Source organism: Pseudomonas sp. 13B_2.1_Bac1, from assembly GCF_025466155.1.
In the GTDB taxonomy this organism is placed as follows: Bacteria; Pseudomonadota; Gammaproteobacteria; order Pseudomonadales; family Pseudomonadaceae; genus Aquipseudomonas; species Aquipseudomonas aylmerensis.
In genome coordinates this window covers 42,550-67,431 of sequence record NZ_JANLOH010000039.1, presented here as the reverse complement: position 1 = coordinate 67,431, position 24,882 = coordinate 42,550, and the positions used below count along the sequence as shown (strand labels likewise).

Below are 24,882 nucleotides of genomic sequence, written 5' to 3'. Positions count from 1 at the left end.
ACAGTTTTGATCATCGTCCGGGTTTGGATTCGAGGTGTTTCGCCAACATTCGCGCCGACGGTACGACCCGGTTCGAACTTGAAACACAACCCAAATGTGGGAGCTGGCTTGCCTGCGAAGGCGGTGGATCAGCCACTGCATGAGGTGACTGAAACACCGCCTTCGCGAGCAAGCCCGCTCCCACAGTTTTGATCATCGTCCGGGCTTGGATTCGAGGTGTTTCGCGAACATTCACGCCGACGATACGACCCGGTTCGAACTTGAAATACAACCCAAATGTGGGAGCTGGCTTGCCTGCGAAGGCGGTGGGTCAGCCACTGCATAAGGTGACTGATCCACCGCCTTCGCGAGCAAGCCCGCTCCCACAGTTTTGATCGTCGTCCGGGCTTGGGATTCGGGATATTTCGCCCACATTCGCGCCGACGGTACGACCCGGTTCGAACTTGAAACACAACCCAAATGTGGGAGCTGGCTTGCCTGCGAAGGCGGTGGGTCAGCCACTGCATGAGATGGCTGACACACCGCCTAAGCCAGCAAACCCACTCCCCCACTTTCTAACCGAGCCGGGTGCTCTTCTCGACCAGGCACATGGGCGTGCCCGCCACCGGCTCCTGCATGATCTGCACTTGCACTTCAAACACCTGGCGCATCAACTCGGCACTGATCACTTGCTCCGGCGCGCCATCGGCCACCAGCTTGCCGCCGTGCATCACCGCTAGGTGATCGGCGTAGCGGCAGGCCTGGTTGATGTCGTGGAGCACGGTGATCACCGTCTTGCCTTCGGCGGCGAGTTCACCCATCAGGTCGAGCAGTTCGACCTGGTGGCTGATGTCGAGGTAGGTGGTGGGTTCGTCGAGCAGCACCACGGGCGCGTTCTGCGCCAGCACCATGGCCAGCCAGGCACGTTGGCGCTGTCCGCCGGACAGGTCGGCCAGGGCACGGTCGGCCAGGTTATCCAGTTCCAGGCGCTGCATGGCCTGGGTCACATGGGACTGGTCGTTGCCGCTCAGGCGCCCCCACAGTGAGTTGTGCGGGCTGCGACCGTAGGCGATCAACTGGCGCACGCTGACGCCCTCCGGCACCGGCAACACCTGGGGCAGAAACGCGACCTGTCGCGCCAGTTGGCGGGCAGACAGGCTCGCATAGGCCTGGCCATCCAAGGTCAACTCACCCTGGGTCGGCTTGAGAATGCGCGCAAATGCCTTGAGCAAGGTGGACTTGCCACAGCCGTTGGGGCCGATCAACGCGGTGACCTTGCCCACCGGCGGCGCGAACGACAGGCCCTGCACGATGCGCGTCGCGCCGTAACCGATATCGAGCTGTCGTGCGTGGAGAATACTCATGTGATCAGCCCTTGAACCGTGCCAGCAACCAAAGAAAATACGGCGCGCCAATCACCGCCGTGAGCACCCCCGCAGGGATTTCGCTGGGCGCAATCAAGCTGCGCCCGAGGGTGTCGGCGAGCACCAGCAGCAGCGCGCCGATCAGCATCGCTGCCGGCAGTAAATAGTGGTGATGCCCGCCCACCAGGCGCCGCGCCATGTGCGGTGCGACCAGGCCGATAAACCCGATCGGGCCGATCACGCCCACCCCCAGGCTGGTGAGCAGCACCGCGCAAGCCATTGCCAGCCAGCGCGTGCGGCCGAGCGCGGTGCCCAGGCTGTGGGCGGCTTCATCGCCCAGGGCGATCAGGTTCAGCGGCTTGGCCAGGCGCAATCCCAGCGGGATCAGCACCAGGAACGGCAGCACCAGCGCCACATGGTGCCAGTTGCGGCTCCACAGACTGCCGGTCAGCGCGAGCAAGGCGGTGTTGATATCCAGCGGATGGGACAGGATCAGAAACTCGGTGACGCTGGACAGGGTCACCGCAATCGCCACCCCGGACAGCGCAAAGCGCACCCCGGAAAAACTCACGCCGGTGTTGTACAGCGCCAGCAGCAACGCGCCGCCGGCACCGCCCAGGCACGCCACCAGCGGCAGCCAGGCGATCGGCAGGTGCGGCCAGCCGATGATCGCCACGGTCAGCGCCAATCCCGCACCTTGGGTCACGCCGAGGATTTCCGGCGAGGCCAACGGGTTGCGAATCACCCCCTGCACAATCGCCCCGGCCAGGCCGAATGCGCAGCCTGCAAGGATCGCGATCAGGCTGCGTGGCAGGCGGTGATTCCACACTTCAAAGTCGAGCGCGTCATGGGCCAGCAGACGGTCCAGCACCGTCTCCGGCGTGAGCCACACGGTGCCCGCGCTGAGGCTGACAAAGGTCGCCAGCAGCAACAGGCCGAGCAACAGCCAGAGGCGCAATCGTGGCTGGGTCATAGGGCACGCCTGGCGAGAAAGAGGAAGAACGGTGCACCAATCAACGCGGTGACCACCCCGGCCGGGGTTTCCACCGGGAAGGCCACGGCGCGGCTGAGCAGGTCGGCGCCCAGCACGATCACCGCACCCAGCGCCGCGCTCAGCGGGATCAGCCAGCGATAATCGTTGCCGAGAAACTGGCGCAGGATATTCGGCGCGATCAGCCCGACAAAACCAATCGGCCCCACCGCGCAGACGCTAGCGCCCACCAGCAACAGGCTGGCGACAAACACCTGCAGGCGCAGGCTGGCGATGCCCACGCCCAACGAGCGCGCGGCGTCTTCGCCGAGGTTGATCAGGTTCAAGCGCGGCGCGCACCACAGCGCCCACAGGCCGCCGATCAAGGTGCACGGCCAAAGCAATTGCACCTGCGCCGCACCGACGTTGGCCAGGGAACCGGCCAGCCAGTTCAACACGCTTTGCGCCTGGGCCTCGACCAGGATCACGGTGAGGCGGGTCAAGGCTGCACACAGGGCTGCGACGGCAACGCCCGCCAATACCAGGCGCCCCTGGGCCGTGGTCGGCGACCAGGCGCCGCCGAGGCTGAACACCGTGATCCAGGCCAGCGCGCCGCCCAGGCAGGTCATCAACAAGGCGCCGCCGGCGAACGGCAACGCGACCAACCCGGTGGAAAACAACGCAAGCCCCAACGCCGCCCCCGCCGTCACGCCGAACAACGAAGGCGATGCCAGGCGGTTGCGGGTGATGCCTTGCATCAGCGCCCCGGCCAGGCCCAGGCAAGCCCCCACCAACGCCGCGCACACCGCACGCGGCACACGCAACTGAGCCACGATATAGGCCATGTTGCCGCCAACACGGCCCTGATGAACCAGGCCGTTCCAGGCATCCGCCGCCGTCAGGGTGAAAGGCGACCAGCTGTACAACGACAGCCAGAACAACCCGGCGCCGAGCAGCAGAATGCCGGCTGCCGCCACACTGCGCGCCATGCTTATTGGCTCAGTACGGCTTTACCGCCCTTGAGAATCGCCAACGCGTCTTCGGCGATCTGCTCCGATGCCAGCACCCCACGGTTACGCGCCCAGCTGTCGCCATCCACTTCGGCCACCTGCTGGTGACGTACGGCGCCAAGCACTTGCCACAGCGGCTGCTTGCTCCAGCTGTCGACGATGCTCGGGCGGCGGTAATGGCCGACCAGCAACCAACCCGGGTCGAGGGCGAGGAGTTGCTCCAGGCTGACGAACTCGGTCGGCGCCGCATTCGCGCGTACCGCTGGCACCTTCAGGCCGATCGCCTGCAGTACGCTGCCCGCGTAGGAGTCCGGGCCGTGCACCGAGAAGCTGTCTTCCCGCGCGACACCAAACAATACGTTGGTGCCGGCGGGGATCTGCGCGGCGATTTTTTTCAGGTTGTCGCGGTTCTGCGCGATACGCGCTTGCATCTGCGGGCCTTTGCCGAGGGCCTTGCCGATCAGTTCGGCGGACTTGAGGCTGCCCTGGTAATCCTCGCCGCGCGAGGGCAGCAACAGAGTCGGCGCAATGCTCGCCAAGTCGCTGTACAGCGCCTGATGACGGTTAAGGTCGGCAACGATCAGGTCCGGCTTGAGCCGGGCGATTTCCTCGATGCTCGGCTGCGAACGCAGGCCCACGGACTGCCACTGTCCGATGGCTTGGCGCACCCTGGGCAGCACGCGGTTGGCGTCGCCATCGTCAGCGGCGCCAACGGGTGTGACGTCGACGGCGGCCAGGCTGTCGAGAAAGGAGAACTCCAGCACCACCACGCGCTTGGGCGCATCCGGCAGATGCACGGCGTGCTGGCCGTCATTGAGGTCGATGGGCGCAGCGCTTAATACGCTTGAAGAAAACGCCAGGAGGCAGGCGGCAAGGGTCGGGATGGAGCGCAGCATTCGCATGACAAGTACCTCGGCGTTAAAACACCCCGGCTAGACAGGCTGGGGAAAACGGCGGGTACTATTCCATATCGGCGCGGCGTGATCAAAAAACATTCTCATTTCCACCTTGGGAACGGGCTTGCGGTGCTGAGCAAGCCTGCTGGGGTGAGCAGGCTTGTTGGAGTCAGCAAACTTATTGTGATGAGCACGCTATTGTGGCGAGCGGGCTTGCCCCGCGTTGGGCTGCGCAGCAGCCCCAAAACAGATCAGCATGGAATGCCTGGCACACCGCATTTTGCTTGAAAGGGGCTGCTGCGCAGCCCAACGCGGGGCAAGCCCGCTCGCCACAAAAGATCCTGTGCACCCCGCCCTGCAGGCGCACCTTAGAAAGCCTGAGAAAGCCCCCCCAGGCATACCCGTCACAGCGATCAGAAATCAACAGTAGCCGATAACAAATACGTACGCGGTGTCGACAGGGTCAGCCCCGGCTCGCTGTCATCCGACGCTCCCGCCGAACTCCAGTAGCGTTTATCGGCGACGTTTTCCACGTTCGCGCGCAAGGTAATGTGCTTGTCATCCACCTTGAACGCATAGCGCGCGCCGACGTCAACGCGGTTCCAGGCGTCGATCTCCTTGACGTTGGAGGTGTCCAGATACTGCGAGCTGGAGTAGATGCCACGGCTGGTCAGGGTCAAGCCTTCGAGGCCCGGCACATCCCATTCGGCGCCGAGGTTGACGTTGTACTTGGGCGTGGCCGGTGCGCGGTTGCCGTTGGTGGCACCGTTGGTGGTGTCCTGCAGCTTGCTGTCGATGTACATCACCCCGCCGAGCAGGCGCACGCCCTTGAGCGGCTCGCCGAACATGCTCAGCTCCGCCCCGGTGTTCTGGCGCTTGCCGTTGGGGCCGAACACCGTCGTGATGGCATTGGTTTCGTAGGCGGGCTGCTTGATACGGAATACTGCAGCGGTCACCGCAAAGGCGCCGGCGTCGTATTTGGCGCCGACTTCCACCTGGCGGCTGATGAACGGCGGGAAGATTTCATCGTCGTTGGCCGAGGTCGACGGCGCGACCTTGCCCTGGCTCAGGCCTTCCATGTAGTTGGCATACAGCGACAGTTTGTCGGTGGCCTTGAACAACAGGCCACCGGACGGCGAGATCTTTTCTTCGTCGTAGGCGGTGCGGCCTTTGACCCCGTTGTTCCAGTCATCCACCTTGACCCGCTGCCAGCGCGCGCCGAGGGTCAACAGCAGGCGGTCGTCGAAGAAGCCCAGGGTGTCGGACAACGCCACGCCGCTGAAGCGGTTCTCGGTGTAGACCTTCGGATCGGGGCGGGTTTGCACCGAGGGTGTCGGTATCTGCACCGGGTTGTAGAGGTTACTGCGGCCCTGCGCATACCGTGCGCCGCCATTTTCGAAATCCATATAGAAGTAGCTGGCGGCCAGGTTGACCTCATGGCTCACCGAGCCGGTCTGGAACCAGTTGCGCACGCCGGCGGTGTAGGTGCGCACATTTTCATCGCGGGTGAAATCGCGCGGCAGCACCAGGAAGTCGCCGGCGGCGTTGGTCACAGACACTGCATGGCGCAGGAAGTCGTGGTTACTTTTGCGCGCGCCCATACCGCCGTACAGCATCACGTTATCGCTGAGGTCGTACTCGGCGTTGACCGTCCCGAAGGTGTCGTTGGTGCTGGCCTTGCTCCAGGACTGCGCGTAATTGCGACGCACATCGTTGGCGCTCGGCACCGGCGCATTGGCTGCCACCTGCACCCGCTCCTGCGGGGCATCGGTGTCGCGCTCGGTGTGACCGATATCCGTGGAAAGGCGCAGGCGCTCGCCACGAAAATCCAGGCCGAGCACGGCCATTTCACGGTCGACACTCTGGTGGTCCCACTCGGTGTCGCCGGACTGCTTGACGCCGTTGAAGCGGATACCGAACTTGTTGTCCTCGCCAAAGCGCCGTCCTACATCCACGGCGCCGCCGGCCTGGCTGTCGGAGGCCCAGTCGCCGGTAAACGAGTTGATGTCCTTGTCGGTGGCGCGCTTGGGCACCACGTTGATCCCGCCGCCCACGCTGCCACGTGGCGAGATGCCGTTGATCAACTGGGTCGGGCCTTTGAAGATGTCGACGCGGTCGGCCATTTCCATGTCGATGGTGTAGGTCGGCAACACGCCGTAGAGGCCGTTGTAGGCCACATCGCTGTTGAACAGGCTGAAGCCGCGGATGGTGAACTGTTCATAGCGCCCACCGGCCGGGTTGGTGGCGCGTACCGACGGGTCGCTGGCAATCAGGTCACCGAGCGTGCGCGCCTGCTGGTTTTTCACCGCATCCTGGGTGTAGGTGGTCATGCTGAACGGGGTTTCCATGAAGTCCCGCGTGCCCAGCAGGCCCTGCGAGCCGCGCCGCGCCACCTGGCCACCGGCGTAGGTGTCGCCGTCGTAGAGGCCGGTGGTGCCGAGAATCGAGGTCGGCGCCAGCTCCAGGCTGCTGCCATCCGGTATCGGCACCAGCATGTAATCGCGGTCGCCCATCGGTTGCAATTGCAGGCCCGACCCTTGCAGCAAGCGGGCAAAGCCCTCCTCCACCCCATATTCACCGGACAAGCCACTGCTGCTGCGGCCGCTGACCAGCGCCGGGTCGACGGACAGGTTGACGCCCGACAACCCGGCAAACCGGGTCAGCGCCGCGCTCAGGCTGCCGGCCGGCACCTGGTAGCTGCGCCGGGCGGCGGTGTCTTCGGCATAGCTGACGGGGACGAACAACGGGCTGGCGCTGAGGCTCAGCATCAGGCTCAGTTTCAGCAACGGGCGCAAGCGCAAAGGTAGAACTGCGGGCATTGGAGGAAGCTCTCGATTTTGTTCACTTGCCTGGAATGACAGGCGAGGCGAAAAAAGGGGACAGGCTTCGGCCAACTTTCTTCAACATCGCAGGGAAATGGCGACGCCACCTCCCTGAAAAATGGGGAAAAGAGCCACAAGAGTTTCGGATTTTTCGAAGCGTCCGTTTATGTAGTCTTTTTTATAAAGGAACTCCCACGAAGCTTTCGGGTCGGCTGATGTACCTATTTTTCATTTCACTACACGGATGGGTCGGATGAAACAGATGTCCTTCGTCGAGACCGAGCATGCTGGCGCCGCCAAGGACGCTCTGTATGCCCGCCTCTCAGGCCCCAGGCACGCTAACGCAAGCCAGCAGGCTGTGCACGACTTTGATAGCTGTCGGAATATCGAATCAGGCGCCGTATTTATTATTGCCTCCGGCCTGTCAGCCAAGTCATTCCCGTTCGAAACGTTTGCGCACGTGCCTATGATCACGATGAATGGCGCTGTCTCGATGTTTCTAAACACAGACATTCAACCGTTTTTTTACGCCTGCACCGACAGAAGCTTCTCCAAGCAACAGCCGGATTTATTCAAATACGCCATGGCAACCAGCAAACGCGTGGCGCTGTGGGAGGACCATGCGCAATCGTCCCGTGCGCGTCCGACCGGTCAGCTCTATCGGCTGACCAAGGCGAAAAGGCCCACCTGGCTCGATGCGGCCATGGGCAGACACGCAGCCCTGGTGGCCGACCACTCCCTGCTCGCAATGCGCAAAAGGCCGGTAGGCTTCAGCAAAGACATGAGCAAGGGCTTTTTCGACGCACGAACCGTGGCCTACCTGGCCATCCAGTTGGCCTACCACGCCGGCTTCACCAAGGTCTTTCTGGTCGGCGTCGACCTGCATGAAAATTCGGGACGGTTCTACGAGACCCAAGACTCGGTCAAGTCGCCCTGCGGGCTCGATGAGCACTATGAAACCCGCATCCTTCCCTCGCTCGAGCTGATGTCCAGGAAGGTCATGGGTAATGACTTCATGGTGTACAACTTCTCCGACTGCTCGCGGATCCCAGAGAGCGTCATACCCCGCGTGACGCTGGGGGAAGTCCAGGCGATGCTCCAGTAAGCCTACGCGCAGCACTTCCAGGGCCCAGCCCTGGAGCGCGCCGATCACGCTCCCCCTCAATCGCCGCGGCCGGGCAGCATGCCTGCGAGCACGTTGTCCTTGTCAATGAAGTGATGCTTCAGCGCCACCAATGCATGCCCACCCACAAGTACCCCGCATAGCCAGGCAGTGTAGGTGTGGATGGCCTTCGCCAAGTCATAGAGACTTTGATCAGGCTCCACCAGCGGCGGCAACAGCAACAACCCGGCGAGCAGGATGGGTTTGTCTGCAACCGAACTCCAGTACCAGCCAGACATCGGCAACCCCACAAGCGCAACGCCGTACAACAGCAGATGACCGACGAACGCGCCCCGCTGCATCAGCGGGCTCATCGTCGCAGGCATCGCCGGAGCCGCATGTGTAAGACGCCAGCCAATACGCAGGACGATAAGCAAGAGCAGAACGCTGGCCATCGCCTTATGGACAAAGGTGAGCTGGTGCTGAGGGTTAAGCTCATCGCGCCAATGCACCGCCACAATCCCGACAAACCAAGCCACCACCCAGATCAGCGCCATGCCCCAGTGCAACCACTTCGCGGTGGCCGTATAGCTTTCTGCCTTCGACATTCGGATAGCCCTCCCTTTCTTAGAAGCTTGGATTATCGTCAATGGGCGTTATCGAAAAACCGTAAAATGCCGATGATGATGATCGAGTTTTCTGATTTTCCAGGGGGGGGATGGCGGGTCTTCAGATAGGCTGCAGCGTTAAGAAAGTGGGGACTTCACCGGCCTTCGTGGCCAGCCTGCGAGGCGCGATTACTTTTTTACGGGCATGAAAAAGCCCAATCGTTTCAGATTGGGCTAAGTCATTGAAAATATGGTCGGGACGGAGTGATTCGAACACTCGACCCCTAGCACCCCATGCTAGTGCGCTACCGGACTGCGCTACGCCCCGACTAGGCGTGTTACTGGGTTTGCTTCGCAACGAAGCGATCAGGAATATACCGCAAGCTTTTGAAATGTGGAAGTATTTTAAAAGCCGGATTTATTTCTTCAAAACCACCAGCACATCTTCGAGTTCGGAGATCATCTGGCGGATCAGTTGCTTGTACTGGGTGGTGTCGTCTTTGGCTTCATCACCGGACATGCGCTGGCGCGCACCACTGATGGTGAACCCCTGGTCGTACAGCAACGCACGGATCTGTCGGATCATCAGCACATCCTGGCGCTGATAATACCGACGGTTCCCGGTGCGTTTGACGGGGTTGAGTTGAGGAAACTCCTGCTCCCAATAGCGCAGCACGTGCGGCTTTACCGCGCATAGCTCGCTGACTTCACCAATGGTGAAGTAGCGTTTGCCTGGGATGACGGGTAGCTCGTCGTTATGACTTGGTTCCAGCATAAGCCTCAACTCGGGCCTTCAACTTCTGCCCTGGACGAAAGGTGACCACACGGCGAGCCGTGATCGGGATTTCTTCTCCCGTTTTTGGATTGCGGCCAGGCCGCTGGCGTTTGTCCCGCAGGTCAAAATTGCCGAAACCGGACAATTTGACCTGCTCATTGTCTTCCAGAGCGTGCCTGATCTCTTCAAAAAACAGCTCGACCAATTCCTTGGCCTCGCGTTTGTTCAGACCCAACTCTTCGTACAGACGTTCCGCCATCTCAGCTTTCGTCAAAGCCCCCATACGTCACTTCCTTAACGTGGCGTTCAACCTTTGTTCGAGCGAGGTGAGGATATTTTGTGTCGTGGTATTCACCTCATCGTCATTAAGAGTGCGCGATGGATGCTGCCAGGTCAAGCCAACTGCAAGGCTTTTTCTATGCGGATCAATGCCTTTACCCTGATAGACGTCAAATAGCCTGAGGTCTGTCAGCCATTCCCCTGCATTTTCACGGATTACATCCAGAACGGCAGTGGCGGCCACTTCACGGTCAGCGATCAGCGCCAGGTCGCGACGCACTTCAGGGAAGCGCGACAACTCGCTGAATTTAGGCATCTTGCCCGCAGCGACTTCAGCCAGGACCAGCTCGAAAACGAAGACTGGGCGGTCCAGCCCCAGGGTTTTCGACAGCTCAGGGTGAATAGCCCCCACGAAACCCACCAGGCGACCTTCGCGCTCAATGCGTGCAGTCTGGCCCGGATGCAGTGCCGGATGCTGACCCGGTACGAAAGTGAAGTCATCCAACGCACCGGCAAAGCCCAGTACCGCTTCCACGTCGGCCTTGACGTCGAAGAAGTCCACGCCATCGCGGCCCTGCGCCCAGCCTTCCGGCAGACGGCTGCCACAGACAACGCCCGCCAGCATTGGCTCTTGCTTGAGGCCGTCGAGTTGACCGACGAAACGCAGGCCGCTTTCGAACATCCGCACGCGGTCTTGCTGACGGTTCAGGTTGTGGGAAAGCGCCTTCACCAAGCCAGGCCACAGCGACGAACGCATGGCAGCCATGTCGTTGGAGATCGGATTGGCCAACAGCAGCGGCTCGACGCCCGGGTTGAACAGTTCGAACTGCTTCGGGTCGATGAAGCTGTAGGTCACCGCTTCCTGGTAGCCACGGGCAACCAGCAGACGGCGCAACTCAGGCAAGTGCGCACGCGCCTCGGCCTTGGGTTGTGGTGCCAGGCGGGCTTGCGGGTAGCGAACCGGCAGACGGTTGTAACCGTATAGACGCGCCAGCTCTTCGATCAGGTCGACTTCCAGGCTGATATCGAAGCGATGGCTTGGCACTTCAATGTGCCACTGCCCTTCCCCACCGGCGGTAATACCCAGGCCGAGAGCGGACAACAGTTGCTCGATTTCAGCCGGCGCGATCACCAGGCCGAGCATCTGCTCGACGCTTTTGGCACGCAGGGTAATCGGCGCAATGGACGGCAGGTACTGCTCACTGACGGTTTCAGTGATTGGACCCGCTTCACCACCGGTGATTTCCAGCAGCAGGCCCGTGGCGCGCTCCATGGCTTCACGGGCGAGTTTCCAGTCCACACCACGCTCGTAGCGGTGCGAGGCATCGGTGTGCAGGCCGTAGGAACGAGCCTTGCCAGCGATGGCGATCTGGTCGAAAAACGCGCTCTCCAGGAAGATATCGCGGGTAGTCGCGGATACACCGCTGTGCTCGCCACCCATCACACCGGCAATCGCCAGGGCGCGGGAATGGTCGGCGATTACCAGGGTATCGGCACGCAGGCTGACTTCCTGGCCATCGAGCAGCACCAGCTTCTCGCCTTCTTCGGCCATGCGTACACGGATGCCACCGTTGATTTCGGCGAGATCGAACGCGTGCAGCGGTTGGCCCAATTCCAACATCACGTAGTTGGTGATGTCGACAGCGGCATCGATGCTGCGCACGTCAGCGCGACGCAGACGCTCGACCATCCACAGCGGAGTAGGCTTGGACAGGTCGACGTTACGGATTACCCGGCCCAGGTAACGTGGGCAGGCGTTGGGCGCCAGTACTTCGATCGAGCGCACTTCATCGTGCACTGCCGCTACGGGAGCGACCACGGGGCGAGTCACGGGGGCGTTGTACAGCGCGCCCACTTCACGGGCCAGGCCGGCCAGAGACAGGCAGTCGCCACGGTTCGGGGTCAGGTCGACCTCGATGCTGGCGTCTTCCAGTTCCAGGTAGACACGAATGTCCTGGCCAACCGGTGCGTCGGCCGGCAGCTCCATCAAGCCGTCGTTGCCCTCGCCCACCTGCAGCTCGGCCTGGGAGCACAGCATGCCGTTGGACTCGACGCCACGCAGCTTGGCCTTCTTGATCTTGAAGTCGCCTGGCAGCTCGGCACCGATCATGGCGAACGGGATCTTCAGGCCCGGGCGCACGTTAGGCGCTCCGCACACGACCTGGAAGGTCTGCGCGCCATTACTGACCTGGCACACACGCAATTTGTCGGCGTCAGGATGTTGCTCGGTGCTCAGCACCTCGCCCACCACCACGCCACTGAAAACACCGGCGGCCGGCGTCACGCTATCGACCTCAAGGCCGGCCATCGACAGACGAGCAACCAGCTCGTCGCGACCTACCTGCGGGCTTACCCAGCCACGCAGCCATTGTTCACTGAATTTCATCCTGCTCTCCTAAAGATTCGTTACGACTAGCGAAATTGCGCGAGGAACCGCAAGTCGTTGTCGAAGAACAGACGCAAGTCATTCACGCCGTAACGCAGCATGGCCAGACGCTCGACGCCCATGCCGAAGGCAAAGCCCGAGAACTCTTCCGGGTCGATCCCGGACATGCGCAGCACGTTGGGGTGAACCATGCCGCAGCCCATCACTTCCAGCCAGCCGGTCTGCTTGCAGACGCGGCAACCTTTACCGCTGCACATCACGCATTCCATGTCGACTTCGGCGGACGGCTCGGTGAACGGGAAGAACGAAGGACGGAAGCGCACCGCCAGCTCTTTCTCGAAGAACACCCGCAGGAACTCTTCGATGGTGCCCTTGAGATCGGCGAAGTTGATGTCGCGATCAACCAGCAGGCCTTCGACCTGGTGGAACATCGGCGAGTGGGTGATATCGGAGTCGCTACGGTACACACGGCCTGGGCAGACGATGCGGATTGGCGGCTTGTTCGCTTCCATGGTGCGGACCTGTACCGGCGAGGTATGGGTGCGCAACAGCATGTTCGCGTTGAAATAGAAGGTGTCGTGCATCGACCGGGCCGGGTGATGGCCTGGGATGTTGAGCGCCTCGAAGTTGTGATAGTCGTCTTCGACCTCAGGGCCTTCGGCAATGCCGTAGCCGATGTGGGTGAAGAACTGCTCGATTCGTTCCAGAGTCCGGGTGATCGGATGCAGACCGCCCGAGGCCTGGCCACGGCCAGGCAAGGTCACGTCAATCGACTCGGCGGCGAGCTTGGCCGCTAGATCGGCCTCCTCGAGCGACGCCTTGCGCGCATTGAGCACCTCTGTGACACGCTCCTTGGCAACGTTGATCAGCGCACCGACTTGCGGACGCTCTTCAGCCGGCAAATTCCCCAGGGTCTTCATCACCTGAGTCAATTCGCCCTTTTTGCCAAGGTAGTGAACCCGGATTTGCTCCAGGGCATTGATATCTTCAGCGCTTTGCACAGCCTCAAGAGCTTGAGCGACGAGCGCGTCCAGGTTTTCCATGTACAGACTCCAGATACAAAATAGGGGAAGAGCTTGAAGGCTCTTCCCCTATTTATGACGTTTAACACCTAGGGCCACAGGAGTGACCCAGGGTGACTGTCGGGGGTACTTAAGCCAAGGTGGCTTTAGCTTTCTCGACAATCGCAGCAAACGCCGCTTTTTCGTTCACTGCCAGATCAGCCAGAACCTTACGGTCGATCTCGATGGACGCTTTTTTCAGGCCAGCGATGAAACGGCTGTAGGACAGACCGTTAACACGAGCACCAGCGTTGATACGAGCGATCCACAGAGCGCGGAACTGACGTTTTTTCTGACGACGGTCACGGTAGGCGTATTGGCCTGCCTTGATTACCGCTTGCTTGGCAACACGGAATACGCGTGAGCGTGCGCCGTAGTAGCCTTTAGCAAGTTTCAGAATTTTTTTGTGACGTTTACGGGCAATGACGCCACGCTTTACACGAGCCATGAGTTACTTCCTCTATTCTTGATCCAAAAATTAACGAAGGCGCAGCATGCGCTCGACTTTTGCCACGTCAGACGGATGCAGCAAGCTGCTACCGCGCAGTTGACGCTTACGCTTGGTCGACATTTTGGTCAGGATGTGGCTCTTGAAAGCGTGCTTGTGCTTGATACCGTTAGCAGTTTTCAGAAACCGCTTAGCAGCACCACTTTTAGTCTTCATCTTTGGCATGTTCGGATACTCCGCATTCAGTTGATAAACATAATCAGAAGGCCTGCCGTGCCCTGTTGATTACTTCTTCTTTTTCGGGGCGATGACCATGATCAGCTGGCGTCCTTCCATCTTAGGATGCTGTTCGACCGAACCGTACTCGAGCAGGTCAGCTTCAACCCGCTTGAGGAGTTCCATCCCCAGCTCCTGGTGGGCCATCTCACGGCCGCGGAATCGCAAGGATACCTTGGCCCTGTCCCCATCACTCAGGAAACGTACCAGGTTGCGCAGTTTTACCTGGTAATCCCCTTCCTCCGTCCCTGGACGAAACTTGATTTCTTTTACTTGAATCTGCTTCTGGTTTTTCTTCGCCGCAGCAATCTGCTTCTTCTTCTCGAAGATCGACTTGCCGTAGTCCATCACCCGGCAAACAGGCGGGACTGCGTCGGCGGAGATTTCCACCAGGTCCAATTTGGACTCTTCAGCGATACGAAGCGCTTCATCAATCGAGACGATGCCAATCTGCTCGCCGTCAGCGCCAATTAACCGAACCTCGCGTGCCGAGATATTCTCGTTGATCGGGGCTTTCGGTGCAGCTCGTTTATCTTGTCTCATTTCACGCTTAATAATAATTACTCCGAATCTGGGCGACCACGCCGGGAAACCGCTTGCGCGAGGAACTCAGCGAACTGGGCGACGGGCATCGAGCCCAGGTCAGCACCTTCACGAGTACGCACAGCGACAGTCTGCATCTCGACTTCCCGATCTCCGATAACCAAAAGATAGGGAACCTTGAGCAAAGTATGCTCGCGGATTTTAAAGCCGATCTTTTCATTTCTCAAGTCGGACTTGGCACGAAATCCGCTTTCGTTGAGAGTTTTTTCAACTTCAGCGGCAAAATCGGCCTGTTTATCAGTGATATTCATGATCACTGCCTGGGTCGGAGCCAGCCACGCAGGGAATGCACCCTCGTAGTGCTCGATCAGGATCCCGACGAACCGTTCGAACGAGCCGAGGATCGCCCGGTGCAGCATAACCGGGTGTTTACGGCTGTTGTCTTCGGAGACGTATTCGGCTCCCAGACGGATCGGCAGGTTAAAATCGAGCTGCAAGGTACCACATTGCCAGACACGGCCAAGGCAATCTTTCAGCGAGAACTCGATCTTCGGCCCGTAGAAGGCGCCCTCGCCCGGCTGCAGGTCGTACGCAAGGCCCGCACTGTCTAGCGCTGCGGCCAGGGCAGCTTCGGCGCGATCCCACAGCTCGTCGGAACCGACGCGTTTTTCCGGACGAGTGGACAGCTTCATTTCGACTTCGGTAAAGCCGAAATCGCGATAGACATCCATGGTCAGCTTGATGAACGCGGCGGATTCGGCCTGCATCTGCTCTTCGGTGCAGAAGATATGGGCGTCGTCCTGGGTGAAGCCGCGCACACGCATGATGCCGTGCAGCGCACCCGAGGGCTCGTTACGGTGGCAGGCACCGAACTCGGCCAGGCGCATCGGCAACTCGCGGTAGCTCTTCAGGCCCTGGTTGAACACCTGCACGTGGCACGGGCAGTTCATCGGCTTGATGGCGTAGTCGCGGTTTTCCGACTGGGTGGTGAACATGTTGTCGGCGTAGTTGGCCCAGTGCCCGGATTTCTCCCACAGGCTGCGGTCAACGACTTGTGGAGTCTTGATCTCCAGGTAGCCGTTTTCGCGCTGAACCTTGCGCATGTATTGCTCGAGCACCTGGTACAGGGTCCAGCCGTTCGGGTGCCAGAACACCATGCCCGGCGCTTCTTCCTGGAGGTGGAACAGGTTCAGGCGCTTGCCGATCTTGCGGTGATCGCGTTTTTCAGCTTCTTCGATGCGCTGGATGTAGGCCGCCAGCTGCTTCTTGTCAGCCCAGGCAGTGCCGTAGATCCGCTGCAGTTGCTCGTTCTTCGCGTCGCCGCGCCAGTAGGCACCGGAGAGCTTGGTCAGCTTGAACGACTTGAGGAAGCGTGTATTCGGCACGTGCGGGCCACGGCACATGTCGACATATTCTTCGTGGTAATACAGGCCCATGGCCTGCTCGTCCGGCATGTCTTCCACCAGACGCAGCTTGTAGTCTTCGCCACGGGCGGTGAACACGTCGATCACTTCGGCGCGCGGCGTGACCTTCTTGATCACGTCGTAATCTTTTTCGATCAGCGCGTGCATGCGCTGCTCGATAGCCGCCAGGTCGTCCGGGGTGAAAGGACGCTCGTAGGCGATATCGTAATAGAAGCCTTCTTCGATGACCGGGCCGATCACCATCTTCGCGGTCGGGTACAGCTGCTTGACCGCATGGCCAATCAAGTGCGCGCAAGAGTGGCGAATGATCTCCAGCCCCTCTTGATCCTTGGGCGTGATGATTTGCAGGCTGGCGTCACGGGTGATCAGGTCGCTGGCATCAACCAGCTTGCCGTCGACCTTGCCGGCCACGGTGGCCTTGGCCAGGCCTGCACCAATGGATGCGGCGACCTCGGCTACGGAAACCGAATGATCGAATGAACGTTGACTGCCGTCGGGAAGAGTAATAGTTGGCATGGCGCCTCCTCTCCTAGTGGTGACCCCTACCAAAGGTCACGTGGGTTGGGATGAGCCAGTACAAGATCCAACACCAGGCCGTTCAGTGATGAACGCCTGCCTTACAGCGGCAGGAGCCTTTCGGCCAACCGATAATCGAACCAGAGTGACTGGAGTGAGCTAAAAAGAAACATGGCAAGGCGGCAATTGGCACGCCCGGAATTCGCCAAGCGCAAGATGCTAGCACAGATGAACGGTCATCGCGCCGACGGCATCCTGCGTAAACGCAAATTCCGGCCTTTATAGCTGCAAAAGTGAACTTGAGCTGTACGCCATGCCTCAAACCCACTGAGAATCGCCGTTCGTCCTCGACCCAAAGGAGCATCCCATGATGCGTTTCACCTCTACCCTCGCTCTCGCCGCTACCCTGAGCCTCCTTTCCCTCGGCGCGCAGGCTGCAGCCCCATCCAACTGGCCAGCCGGCGCCCGTGACAGCTTCGTCAAAGACTGCAGCGCAGCCGCCCAACAGAACGTGGACGCCAAAACTGCCAAAGACCATTGCGAATGTGGCGCCGACAAGATCAACGCAGAATTGAGCACTGCCGAGATCAAGGAGCTGATGACCAATCAGAACGCGGATCCTGCGCTCAAGAACAAGGCAGTCGCGGCGATTACGTCGTGCAAAGTCGTGAAGAAAAAGTAACTTCGACCCGAAATCAGACGGTCGTTTTGCTGAAAAAAAGGCCTGAAAACTGCCATTTCGCACAAATTACGCAGCTTTTACGGCTTTTTTTAACAGCTGATATTTCGTGCTAAAGCCCCGTAGATCGGGGCTTTCAGCCAAGCACAGCACCAAACGCAACGCTATTGATTAGCAAACAATGCCTTGGGGGGGCTCCCAAGTCGAACATTTCGACTATGATAGCCCAGTGTGCCCAGTTGGCCTGAGCAGCACAGCACTACTGAAAATATATGTTTCTTGGAGATACACCATGTCTAATCGCCAAACCGGCACCGTTAAATGGTTCAACGATGAAAAAGGCTTCGGCTTCATCACTCCTCAAGGTGGCGGTGACGACCTGTTCGTACACTTCAAAGCTATCGAAAGCGACGGTTTCAAAAGCCTGAAAGAAGGCCAAACCGTTTCCTTCGTGGCTGAGAAAGGCCAAAAGGGTATGCAAGCTGCACAGGTTCGCGGCGAGTAATTCTCCGCTGAGCTAAAAAAAACCCCGTCCATGTGACGGGGTTTTTTATGCGCGCTGCAAAAGCCGGCAGGCTCTCAGCCGCAGTTGACCCGCGTGATCACCAGGTTATCGTCGGTGTTGAGGTTCAAGCGGTCGGAGCGGTATTCCAGGGTGATCATATCGTTGGGCTTGAGGATGCGCGCGTTCTGCGCACCGGCACGGGTACGGGCCTGCTCCAGCAACTGGGGCGAAGCTTTCTGGCCGATCGTGAATTCGGCGGCCTTCGACTCACAGCGGCTATGACCGGCATCGGCCACGGCGGCGTCTTTGGTTGGCTCAGAGGCACCCTGGGTGCTGCAACCCGCCAACGCGAGTGCTGCCAACAAAGTACCGAATGATGCGAGCTTCCAAGGCATGAAGCCTCCTATGATAAAAAATGGACAGAGATCGTGCGACAGCAGTCGCGCGGATTGGTTTCAAGACGTAAACCGCCGCCGGGCAAGTCTGCCTGACTCTGCACCGGCATTCGCCCGGTCAATCGTGACCAGATATGAAAACAATCAGTAGATATCGATGTAGTCAAACGGCGGCTTCGGCCAGTTCTGCTTCAACGCATTGAAAATCTGCGTGACCCATACCTCATCGCTTGCCGCCACATTGCCTACGTAACCAGAGCCTTTGGCCCAGGTTTCCAGGCGAAACAGCAGCCCATCGATGTCCACGCCGCCCACAGCCTTCCCGGAAGAGATGTAGGCAATGCCGCCCTTGGTCACCCGCAACTGGGTATGTTCGTCGTCGCTGGCGCTGGCGATCAGTTGACGCACGGCAGCCAGGGTCAGGTTCTCGGGGTTGTTCAAATCGATCTGCACGCGGTGTTCCCCGGCAATTGGACAGGCCGACAGTGTCGCACAGGGCTGGGCATCTGCCGAAGCGCTTGATGCCTAAGTAGCAGTGTCAAACGCCGCGCAAAATGGTTAACTGCGCCCGTGAGAACCGCGTTCCAGCGCATTGCCCAGTACTTTCAGCCCCGTGAGATTTCCATGACCACCGTAACCCTCCAAGCCGACATCAAAGCCAAGTGGCCCCAAGGACAGAGCTCCTACAGCCCCGGAAGCCCGGAGGAATTGGCGATCATCGGCATCGACCTGCTGGTCAAGGAACTCGGCACTCAGGCGGCGCAAGCCTTCATCGGCCAGATATTCGAGAAATACCCGGCCGACCACATGGGCGCACACGACCCCGAGCGCGAATAAGAACCGGTCGGCGAGCGCCGACCGGCAGCAGCGTTACTTCAGGCGCGCGAGGCGCTCGGTGAGCAGGTCGAAGAAGCCCTGGGCGTCGCCGTTTTCAACCCAGAACGCGTTCTTCGGTTGTTTCAGGCCGTCGTACCAATCGACGATGGTCTGGCCGAAGGTCGGGCCTTCACGGCTGTCCACCACCACATTGACCTCACGGCCGCTGAACAGCGAAGGCTTGAGCAGGTAGGCAACCACGGTAGCGTCATGCACCGGGCCGCCGGGGATGCCGTAGTGCTCCATGTCGCCCTTGACGTATTCATTCAGGATATCGCCGACGATCTTGCTCGCGTTGTTCTTGATATCGGCGATCTGTTTCAGGCGCGCTTCACTGGTCAGGACCTTGTGGGTCACGTCCAGCGGCAGGTAAGTCAGCTTCACCCCGCTCTTGAGCACGATCTCGGCCGCTATCGGGTCCGCGAACAGGTTGAACTCGGCCACAGGCGTGATATTGCCGCCATTGAAGTGCGCACCGCCCATCACCACCACTTCCTTGATGCCCTGGGTGATTTCCGGCGCCTGGGTCAGCGCCAGTGCGAGGTTGGTCTGCGGACCGAGCATGGCGATGGTGATGCTGTGGGGCTTGGCGGTGCTCAGGGTCTTGATCAGGTAGTCGACGGCATTGCCGTCAGCCAGGCCCTTTTTCGGTTCATGCACGGTGACCCCGGAAATCCCCTCCTTGCCATGGATGTTCTCGGCGTAGATCGGCGTGCGCAGCAGTGGCTGTGGCGCACCGGCGTACACCGGAATGTCCTCGCGCCCTGCCCACTCGCGGGCCAGGCGTGCGTTGCGGGAAGTCTTGTCCAGGCGCACGTTGCCGGCGACGGTGGTCAGCGCACGAATGTTCAACTCATCCGGCGAGGCCATGGCGAACAGCAACGCCACCACATCATCGGCGCCAGGATCGGTGTCGATGATCAGGTCGATTTTTTCCGCCGCTTGGGCGCTTGCAGCAGTGAGCGCGGACAAAAGCAGAACACTCCGAAACAGATTTTTCAGGGTTGGGAGACCACGTTGCATAAAACACTCCTTGTCGTTGGGAACTCTAGAAGGTTACGCCGGACACCAGCGCGATATTGCAGTAAGGCTGGCATTCGCCGGTGCGCACCACGGCGCGCGCCTTGCGGCTGAGTTGTTTGAATTCGTCATGGTTGACCAGCCGCCGCTCACCCAGGGCCGCCTGTTCGGTGAGCGTATTGAGCTCGGCCAGCGCCGGCGGCTGCTTGAGCAGGATCTCTTCGGCCAGCACATGGCTTTCCACCTGCATCTCACTGAGCACGATGCGCAAGGTGCTGATGAAATCCGGGATGCCCTGGGTCAACGCCAGGTCGATCAACTCGACGCCGGGCGGTACCGGCAAGCCGGCATCGCCGATCACCAGGATGTCGCCGTGACCCAGGGAGGCGATCACGCGCGACAGGGCGATATTGAGCAAAGGGGTCTTTTTCATGAGGGCACAAAACCTTGTACGTCGTGCAGCGTGGGAATGGAGGGTTGCGCACCGGCACGGGTGACCGACAGCGCTGCCGCGACCTGGCCAAAACGAATGGCCTCGGCTTCGCGCTTGCCATTGGCCAGCGCGGCCGCGAAGCCACCGACAAACGTATCGCCGGCCGCAGTGGTGTCCACTGCCTTGACCTTGGGTGCCGGCAAATGCTCGAACACTTGGCCGTCAGTAAACAGCGCGCCCTCGGCCCCCAGGGTGATGATGACCTTACCGGCGCCCGCCTTGATCAGCTGCGTCGCAGCGACCTTGGCGCTGTCGAGGGAATCAACCGTCACGCCGCTCAGCGCACTGGCTTCGCTTTCGTTGGGGATCAGGTAGTCGATCGAGGCGTACCATTCGGCCGGCAAGGGCGCGCTGGCCGGGGCCGGGTTGAGGATCACCGTCTTGCCCAGTTCGCGACCGCGCTTGAGGGCATAACCCACGGTATCCATCGGCACTTCCAGTTGGCAGACGATCACGTCGGCCGCCTGCAGCACCGCGTCAAACGCCTGCAACGAGGCGGGCGTCAGCTGACCATTGCTGCCGGCGACGATCACGATGGCGTTCTGGCTGTTGTCATCGACCACAATCAGCGCCACGCCGCTGGAGCCATCTACGGTGCTGACGGCCTGGCAATCGATGCCTTCCACCAGCAACGCGTCACGCAGCTGAGTGCCATACGCATCGCTGCCGACGCAGCCGACCATCGCGACCTTCGCCCCGAGCCGCGCCGACGCCACAGCCTGGTTCGCACCCTTACCGCCGGGCACGGTGGAAAACGTCTGGCCAACCAAGGTTTCACCGGCACGCGGCAGCCGGCTGGCACGGGTGACCAGGTCCATGTTCAAGCTGCCTACTACCACTACTTTTGCTGGCATACATCAGTACTCATCAATTCGGTTCAGCGGTATTGCGCAAACGTACCGGCGATAGGCGCCGTCGACTCGCGCAACACGATGCTCGGCGTCACGATCCGTTGATCGATCGGCAGTTGGGGTGTTGCAATTCGTCGCAATAAAAGCTCGGCAGCGGTCTCGCCCAGTTGCACGATCGACTGCCCGACCGTGGTCAACGCCGGGTAGACATAGCGACCCATTTGAATGTCATCGAACCCGATCACCGACAGCTCGCCGGGTACACGGATATTACGCTCGGCAGCGGCGCGCAATACGCCGAAACCGATCATGTCGTTGCTGGCGAAAATCGCACTGGGCGGGTTTTCCGCCAGCAGCTTCACCGCCGCGGCATACCCGCCGGTGCTGGTGAAGTCACTTTCCTGCGCGCGATCAACCGCCACCTCGATGCCCGCCTCGCGCAGTGCGCGGTGATACCCCGCCAGGCGCATCTGCGCGACACGGGTATGGCCCGGGCCGCCGATGCAGGCGATGTCCCGATGGCCCAGCTCGAGCAAATGCCGGGTGGCCAGGTACGCGCCCTGCTCATGGTCGATGCGCACCAGGTCGACATCAATGCCGTCCAGCGCCCGGTCGACGATCACCATCGGCGTGCGCACCGCGCTCAAGCCGGCGGCGAGGCCACTGTCATCGCCGCCCACCGAGGTCACGATCAACCCGTCGACGCGCTTCTCCAGCAACACGCGCAAATAGCTGCGTTGCTTTTCGGCGTTGTCATCGGAGTTGCAGAGGATCACGCAGTAGCCGTTACGCTCGCAATAATCTTCGATGCCGCGCGCCAGTTCGGCAAAGTATGGGTTGAGGCTGTTGGGCACCAACAAACCAATGGTTGCCGTGGTCTTGGCCTTGAGCGAACGCGCGACGGCGCTGGGCACGTAGTCGAGCTGCTTGATCGCCGCTTCGACTTTGATCCGTACCGGCTCGCTGACCGGGCGCGTCTTGTTCACCACGTGGGACACCGTGGTGTAGGAAATGCCTGCAAGCGCTGCCACATCCTTGATCGTTGCCATGGTTCAGCCTCGACGACTGGCGCGCTGGCTGCGGTAGGTGTCGAGCACCACGGCAATCACGATCACGGCCCCGGTGATGATGCGCTTGGTCGGTTCCGTGGCACCGATCTGCGCCAGGCCGGCGGCCAATACCGAAATGATCAACACGCCGAAGAAGGTGCTGATCACCGAACCGCGTCCGCCCATCAGGCTGGTGCCGCCGATCACCACCGCTGCAATCACTTGCAGCTCCAGGCCGGAGCCGGCATTCGGATCCGCCGCTTCCAGGCGTGAAATCTGGAACAGGGCCGCCACACCGGCCAACAGGCCCATGAGGCTGAACACCAGGATTTTATACGGCTTGGGGTTGATCCCCGCCAGGCGCACGGCCTCTTCGTTGGTGCCGATGCCGATCAGGTAACGTCCGAAGACAGTGCGGGTCAACACCAGCTGGGCCGCTATGATCACCAGCAAGGCGATGATGAACGACGGCGAAATGCCAAAGGCAATCGGGTTGGACAGCCAGGCAAACGAGTCGCCGATGTAGGCGGTGCGCGAACCGGTCATCTGGTACGCCACGCCACGGGCCATTTCCAGCACGCCCAGGGACACGATAAACGAGGGGATCCGCCAGGCCACGGTGATCGAACCGGTGATAGTACCGGCCAATGCGGCGCAGCCCATGCCGAGCACGGCCGCCGGCAAGACGCTCCAGCCCCAGCCGAGAATCGCCACGCTGACCGCCGACGCCGCCAGTGCCAGCACAGAGCCCACCGACAGATCGATGCCACCGATGATCAGGATGAAGGTCATGCCGACCGCCAGCACCATCAAGTCTGGAATCTGGTTGGCCAGGGTGCTGAAGGTGTCATAAGACAGGAAGTGGTCGCTGAGCACCGAGAACAGCGCAATCATCGCCAGCAACGCGCCCGCCAGCCCCAGGTAGGTGCCCAGGCCGTAGAAGTTGCCGCCAGTTTTACCGGGGGAAGTTGTTGTTTTCATGGGGTATCCCTAAGCACTGCGTCATTGAGCAGCGCATCACGTTTCTGATAGCCGGCAAAGGCGGCGGCGAGCAATTCGTCCTGGGTCCAGCTGTCGCGCTCGAAGGTCTCGATCAGGCGGCCGGCAGACAGCACGCCGATGCGGTCGCAGATCAGCATGAGTTCGCGCAGGTCACTGGACACCACCACCAGCGCTTTGCCCTGGCGGGTCAATTCGCCGAGCAAGGCATAAATGTCGAACTTGGCACCCACGTCGATGCCACGCGTGGGCTCGTCGAACAGCATCACCGAGCAGTCGCGCTCCAGCCAGCGGCCAATCACGACTTTCTGCTGGTTGCCGCCCGACAGCTCCGACACCAACTGCGCCGGGCTGGAACTGCGGATACGCATGGCGTCGATCTGGCGCTTGGCCAAGGCGGTTTCGTCGCGGCTGTTGACCACGCCGCCGCCGGAGATTTCCGGCATGTTGCCCAAGGCGATATTGGCGCTGATGGACTGGGTCAACAGCAGGCCTTCGCCCTTGCGATCCTCGGTGATCAGCGCAATGCCATGGCCGACCGCGTCCACCGGCGAACGAATACTCACCACTTGGGCCGGCGAACCCAGGGCCACCGTGCCGCTGTCGGCCAGGTCGGCGCCGAAAATCAGGCGCAGCAACTCGGTGCGACCGGCGCCGATCAGGCCGGAGATGCCATAGATCTCGCCGGCACGCACTTCAAAGGAGACGTCGCGGACCTTGTCCGCGCGGGTCAGGCCTTTAACCGTCAAGGCCGGACCGCCGATGCTGCGCGGGCCCAGGTCAATGTGCTCGCCCAGCTCGCGACCGACCATCAAGGTGACCAGTTGCTCGCTGTTGTAGTTGGCCATCGGCTCGACGCACACCAGCTTGCCGTCACGCAGGACCGCAATGCGTTGGGCGACACGGGCGAGTTCTTCAAGCCGGTGTGAAATGTAGATGATCGCCACGCCCCGGGCCTGCAGGCGGGTGATTTGTTCAAACAGCATCTCGACTTCACGGGCAGTCAACATGGCCGTGGGTTCGTCGAGGATCAGTACATGGCAGTCGCCGATCAGGTTGCGGGCGATCTCGACCATTTGCTGGTGGCCGATACCGAGGCTGCCGACCAGGGTGTCCGGGTCGATGGCGTCCAGGCCGACCTGGGCCATGGCTTCGATGGCGGCTTTGCGCAACTGCTTGCGACTGATCCAGCCACAGTGGCTGGGCAGATTATCCAGGAACAGGTTTTCGGCCACGGTCAGCGTCGGCAGCAGGTTGAGCTCCTGCATGACCATGCGCACGCCCAGTTCTTCAGCCTGGGTGCGGCTGCCGGGACGGTAATCCTGGCCGTTGAACTGCATATGCCCGGTCGTCGGCGTGACCAGCCCGCCGATGATTTTCGACAACGTGCTTTTACCGGCGCCGTTCTCACCGGTCAGCGCCAGCACTTCCCCACGATTGAGCGTCAGGGTGATGTCGGACAGAACCGGTTGGGCATAGGTCTTGCCGATACCGCTGACCGAGAGGACAGCGTTCGGGGCGGAAGATGACATAGGAAAATCTCCAGGCGCCCGCTC

The 24,882-nt window shown here is 60.8% G+C and carries 26 protein-coding genes and 1 tRNA gene; 4 read left to right on the top strand and 23 right to left on the bottom strand.

The features are described 5' to 3' along the window. Nucleotides 1–554: 554 nt before the first annotated feature. The 5 genes from fecE to NTD80_RS09135 all read right to left on the bottom strand — a co-directional run bounded on the left by fecE (nucleotide 555) and on the right by NTD80_RS09135 (nucleotide 7,038). Nucleotides 555–1,343 carry a Fe(3+) dicitrate ABC transporter ATP-binding protein FecE gene (gene fecE, locus NTD80_RS09155; RefSeq protein ID WP_065903609.1) on the bottom strand — a complete coding sequence of 263 codons (789 nt, stop codon included), beginning with the start codon at nucleotides 1,341–1,343 and terminating at the stop codon, nucleotides 555–557. A gap of 4 nt (nucleotides 1,344–1,347) precedes the next feature. Further along, nucleotides 1,348–2,316, bottom strand: a complete 969-nt coding sequence (locus tag NTD80_RS09150) for an iron chelate uptake ABC transporter family permease subunit (RefSeq protein ID WP_262133253.1) — start codon at nucleotides 2,314–2,316, stop codon at nucleotides 1,348–1,350. Next, nucleotides 2,313–3,302 carry an iron-dicitrate ABC transporter permease FecC gene (gene fecC, locus NTD80_RS09145; protein WP_120449169.1) on the bottom strand — a complete coding sequence of 330 codons (990 nt, stop codon included), beginning with the start codon at nucleotides 3,300–3,302 and terminating at the stop codon, nucleotides 2,313–2,315. Before fecC ends, NTD80_RS09150 begins: the two co-directional genes overlap by 4 nt. Nucleotides 3,303–3,304: 2 nt before the next feature. Beyond that, the gene (locus tag NTD80_RS09140) at nucleotides 3,305–4,219 is read right to left on the bottom strand and encodes a Fe(3+) dicitrate ABC transporter substrate-binding protein FecB (RefSeq protein WP_371920694.1); all 915 of its coding nucleotides are present in this window, start codon (nucleotides 4,217–4,219) and stop codon (nucleotides 3,305–3,307) included. A gap of 413 nt (nucleotides 4,220–4,632) precedes the next feature. Continuing rightward, nucleotides 4,633–7,038, bottom strand: a complete 2,406-nt coding sequence (locus NTD80_RS09135) for a TonB-dependent receptor (protein WP_262133252.1) — start codon at nucleotides 7,036–7,038, stop codon at nucleotides 4,633–4,635. A gap of 256 nt (nucleotides 7,039–7,294) precedes the next feature. Here NTD80_RS09135 and NTD80_RS09130 point away from each other — a divergent pair, with 256 nt between their 5' ends. Beyond that, complete coding sequence (locus tag NTD80_RS09130; protein WP_262133251.1) at nucleotides 7,295–8,146, top strand: lipopolysaccharide biosynthesis protein; 852 nt, start codon at nucleotides 7,295–7,297, stop codon at nucleotides 8,144–8,146. Nucleotides 8,147–8,202: 56 nt separating this feature from the next. On the opposite strand, the gene NTD80_RS09125 is transcribed toward NTD80_RS09130, so the two are convergent. From NTD80_RS09125 to thrS, 10 genes are all read right to left on the bottom strand, one after another. Continuing rightward, nucleotides 8,203–8,751 (bottom strand): cytochrome b, encoded by a 549-nt coding sequence (locus tag NTD80_RS09125; RefSeq protein ID WP_262133250.1) that lies wholly within the window; start codon nucleotides 8,749–8,751, stop codon nucleotides 8,203–8,205. A 251-nt stretch (nucleotides 8,752–9,002) separates the two neighbouring features. Then, nucleotides 9,003–9,079 (bottom strand) — tRNA-Pro (locus tag NTD80_RS09120). A gap of 90 nt (nucleotides 9,080–9,169) precedes the next feature. Continuing rightward, nucleotides 9,170–9,526 carry a MerR family transcriptional regulator gene (locus NTD80_RS09115; RefSeq protein WP_003174972.1) on the bottom strand — a complete coding sequence of 119 codons (357 nt, stop codon included), beginning with the start codon at nucleotides 9,524–9,526 and terminating at the stop codon, nucleotides 9,170–9,172. After that, nucleotides 9,507–9,809, bottom strand: coding sequence for an integration host factor subunit alpha (ihfA, locus tag NTD80_RS09110; RefSeq protein WP_002553164.1), 303 nt, complete (start codon nucleotides 9,807–9,809; stop codon nucleotides 9,507–9,509). The genes NTD80_RS09115 and ihfA overlap by 20 nt, the downstream gene beginning before the upstream one ends. Nucleotides 9,810–9,812: 3 nt before the next feature. Further along, the gene (gene pheT, locus NTD80_RS09105; protein WP_262133248.1) at nucleotides 9,813–12,191 is read right to left on the bottom strand and encodes a phenylalanine--tRNA ligase subunit beta; all 2,379 of its coding nucleotides are present in this window, start codon (nucleotides 12,189–12,191) and stop codon (nucleotides 9,813–9,815) included. Between the two features lie 26 nt (nucleotides 12,192–12,217). Further along, nucleotides 12,218–13,234, bottom strand: coding sequence for a phenylalanine--tRNA ligase subunit alpha (gene pheS, locus NTD80_RS09100; RefSeq protein ID WP_034099107.1), 1,017 nt, complete (start codon nucleotides 13,232–13,234; stop codon nucleotides 12,218–12,220). Nucleotides 13,235–13,343: 109 nt separating this feature from the next. Continuing rightward, entirely contained in the window at nucleotides 13,344–13,700 is a 357-nt protein-coding gene (gene rplT, locus NTD80_RS09095) for a 50S ribosomal protein L20 (protein ID WP_002553161.1), read from the bottom strand. A 30-nt stretch (nucleotides 13,701–13,730) separates the two neighbouring features. Next, a complete protein-coding gene (gene rpmI / locus NTD80_RS09090) occupies nucleotides 13,731–13,925 on the bottom strand; it encodes a 50S ribosomal protein L35 (RefSeq protein ID WP_002553160.1) in 195 nt (64 codons plus the stop codon). Nucleotides 13,926–13,985: 60 nt separating this feature from the next. Then, complete coding sequence (gene infC / locus NTD80_RS09085) at nucleotides 13,986–14,537, bottom strand: translation initiation factor IF-3 (protein WP_169850653.1); 552 nt, start codon at nucleotides 14,535–14,537, stop codon at nucleotides 13,986–13,988. Then, entirely contained in the window at nucleotides 14,537–16,459 is a 1,923-nt protein-coding gene (thrS, locus tag NTD80_RS09080) for a threonine--tRNA ligase (protein WP_065903656.1), read from the bottom strand. The genes infC and thrS overlap by 1 nt, the downstream gene beginning before the upstream one ends. A gap of 367 nt (nucleotides 16,460–16,826) precedes the next feature. On the opposite strand from thrS, the gene NTD80_RS09075 reads away from it, so the two are divergent. Further along, on the top strand, nucleotides 16,827–17,141 hold the full coding sequence (locus tag NTD80_RS09075; protein WP_083221367.1) for a hypothetical protein: 315 nt from the start codon (nucleotides 16,827–16,829) through the stop codon (nucleotides 17,139–17,141). A gap of 289 nt (nucleotides 17,142–17,430) precedes the next feature. After that, nucleotides 17,431–17,643 carry a cold-shock protein gene (locus NTD80_RS09070; RefSeq protein WP_003234260.1) on the top strand — a complete coding sequence of 71 codons (213 nt, stop codon included), beginning with the start codon at nucleotides 17,431–17,433 and terminating at the stop codon, nucleotides 17,641–17,643. A gap of 74 nt (nucleotides 17,644–17,717) precedes the next feature. Here NTD80_RS09070 and NTD80_RS09065 read toward each other — a convergent pair whose 3' ends face one another. Then, on the bottom strand, nucleotides 17,718–18,038 hold the full coding sequence (locus tag NTD80_RS09065; RefSeq protein ID WP_262133243.1) for an I78 family peptidase inhibitor: 321 nt from the start codon (nucleotides 18,036–18,038) through the stop codon (nucleotides 17,718–17,720). Nucleotides 18,039–18,182: 144 nt separating this feature from the next. Further along, the gene (locus tag NTD80_RS09060; RefSeq protein ID WP_065903662.1) at nucleotides 18,183–18,491 is read right to left on the bottom strand and encodes a hypothetical protein; all 309 of its coding nucleotides are present in this window, start codon (nucleotides 18,489–18,491) and stop codon (nucleotides 18,183–18,185) included. Nucleotides 18,492–18,662: 171 nt separating this feature from the next. Here NTD80_RS09060 and NTD80_RS09055 point away from each other — a divergent pair, with 171 nt between their 5' ends. Further along, nucleotides 18,663–18,875, top strand: coding sequence for a hypothetical protein (locus tag NTD80_RS09055; protein WP_010209115.1), 213 nt, complete (start codon nucleotides 18,663–18,665; stop codon nucleotides 18,873–18,875). 33 nt (nucleotides 18,876–18,908) lie between these two features. On the opposite strand, the gene NTD80_RS09050 is transcribed toward NTD80_RS09055, so the two are convergent. From NTD80_RS09050 to NTD80_RS09025, 6 genes are read right to left on the bottom strand one after another with little or no spacing between them, the layout of a single operon-like run. After that, entirely contained in the window at nucleotides 18,909–19,937 is a 1,029-nt protein-coding gene (locus NTD80_RS09050) for a nucleoside hydrolase (protein ID WP_262133242.1), read from the bottom strand. 25 nt (nucleotides 19,938–19,962) lie between these two features. Continuing rightward, nucleotides 19,963–20,367 carry a D-ribose pyranase gene (rbsD, locus tag NTD80_RS09045; RefSeq protein ID WP_065903671.1) on the bottom strand — a complete coding sequence of 135 codons (405 nt, stop codon included), beginning with the start codon at nucleotides 20,365–20,367 and terminating at the stop codon, nucleotides 19,963–19,965. Further along, complete coding sequence (gene rbsK, locus NTD80_RS09040; protein ID WP_262133241.1) at nucleotides 20,364–21,281, bottom strand: ribokinase; 918 nt, start codon at nucleotides 21,279–21,281, stop codon at nucleotides 20,364–20,366. The genes rbsD and rbsK overlap by 4 nt, the downstream gene beginning before the upstream one ends. Before the next feature lie 23 nt (nucleotides 21,282–21,304). After that, entirely contained in the window at nucleotides 21,305–22,327 is a 1,023-nt protein-coding gene (locus NTD80_RS09035; RefSeq protein ID WP_262133240.1) for a LacI family DNA-binding transcriptional regulator, read from the bottom strand. Nucleotides 22,328–22,330: 3 nt separating this feature from the next. After that, on the bottom strand, nucleotides 22,331–23,308 hold the full coding sequence (locus NTD80_RS09030) for an ABC transporter permease (protein ID WP_010209107.1): 978 nt from the start codon (nucleotides 23,306–23,308) through the stop codon (nucleotides 22,331–22,333). Continuing rightward, nucleotides 23,305–24,858 (bottom strand): sugar ABC transporter ATP-binding protein, encoded by a 1,554-nt coding sequence (locus NTD80_RS09025; protein WP_065903699.1) that lies wholly within the window; start codon nucleotides 24,856–24,858, stop codon nucleotides 23,305–23,307. Before NTD80_RS09025 ends, NTD80_RS09030 begins: the two co-directional genes overlap by 4 nt. Nucleotides 24,859–24,882: the final 24 nt, after the last annotated feature.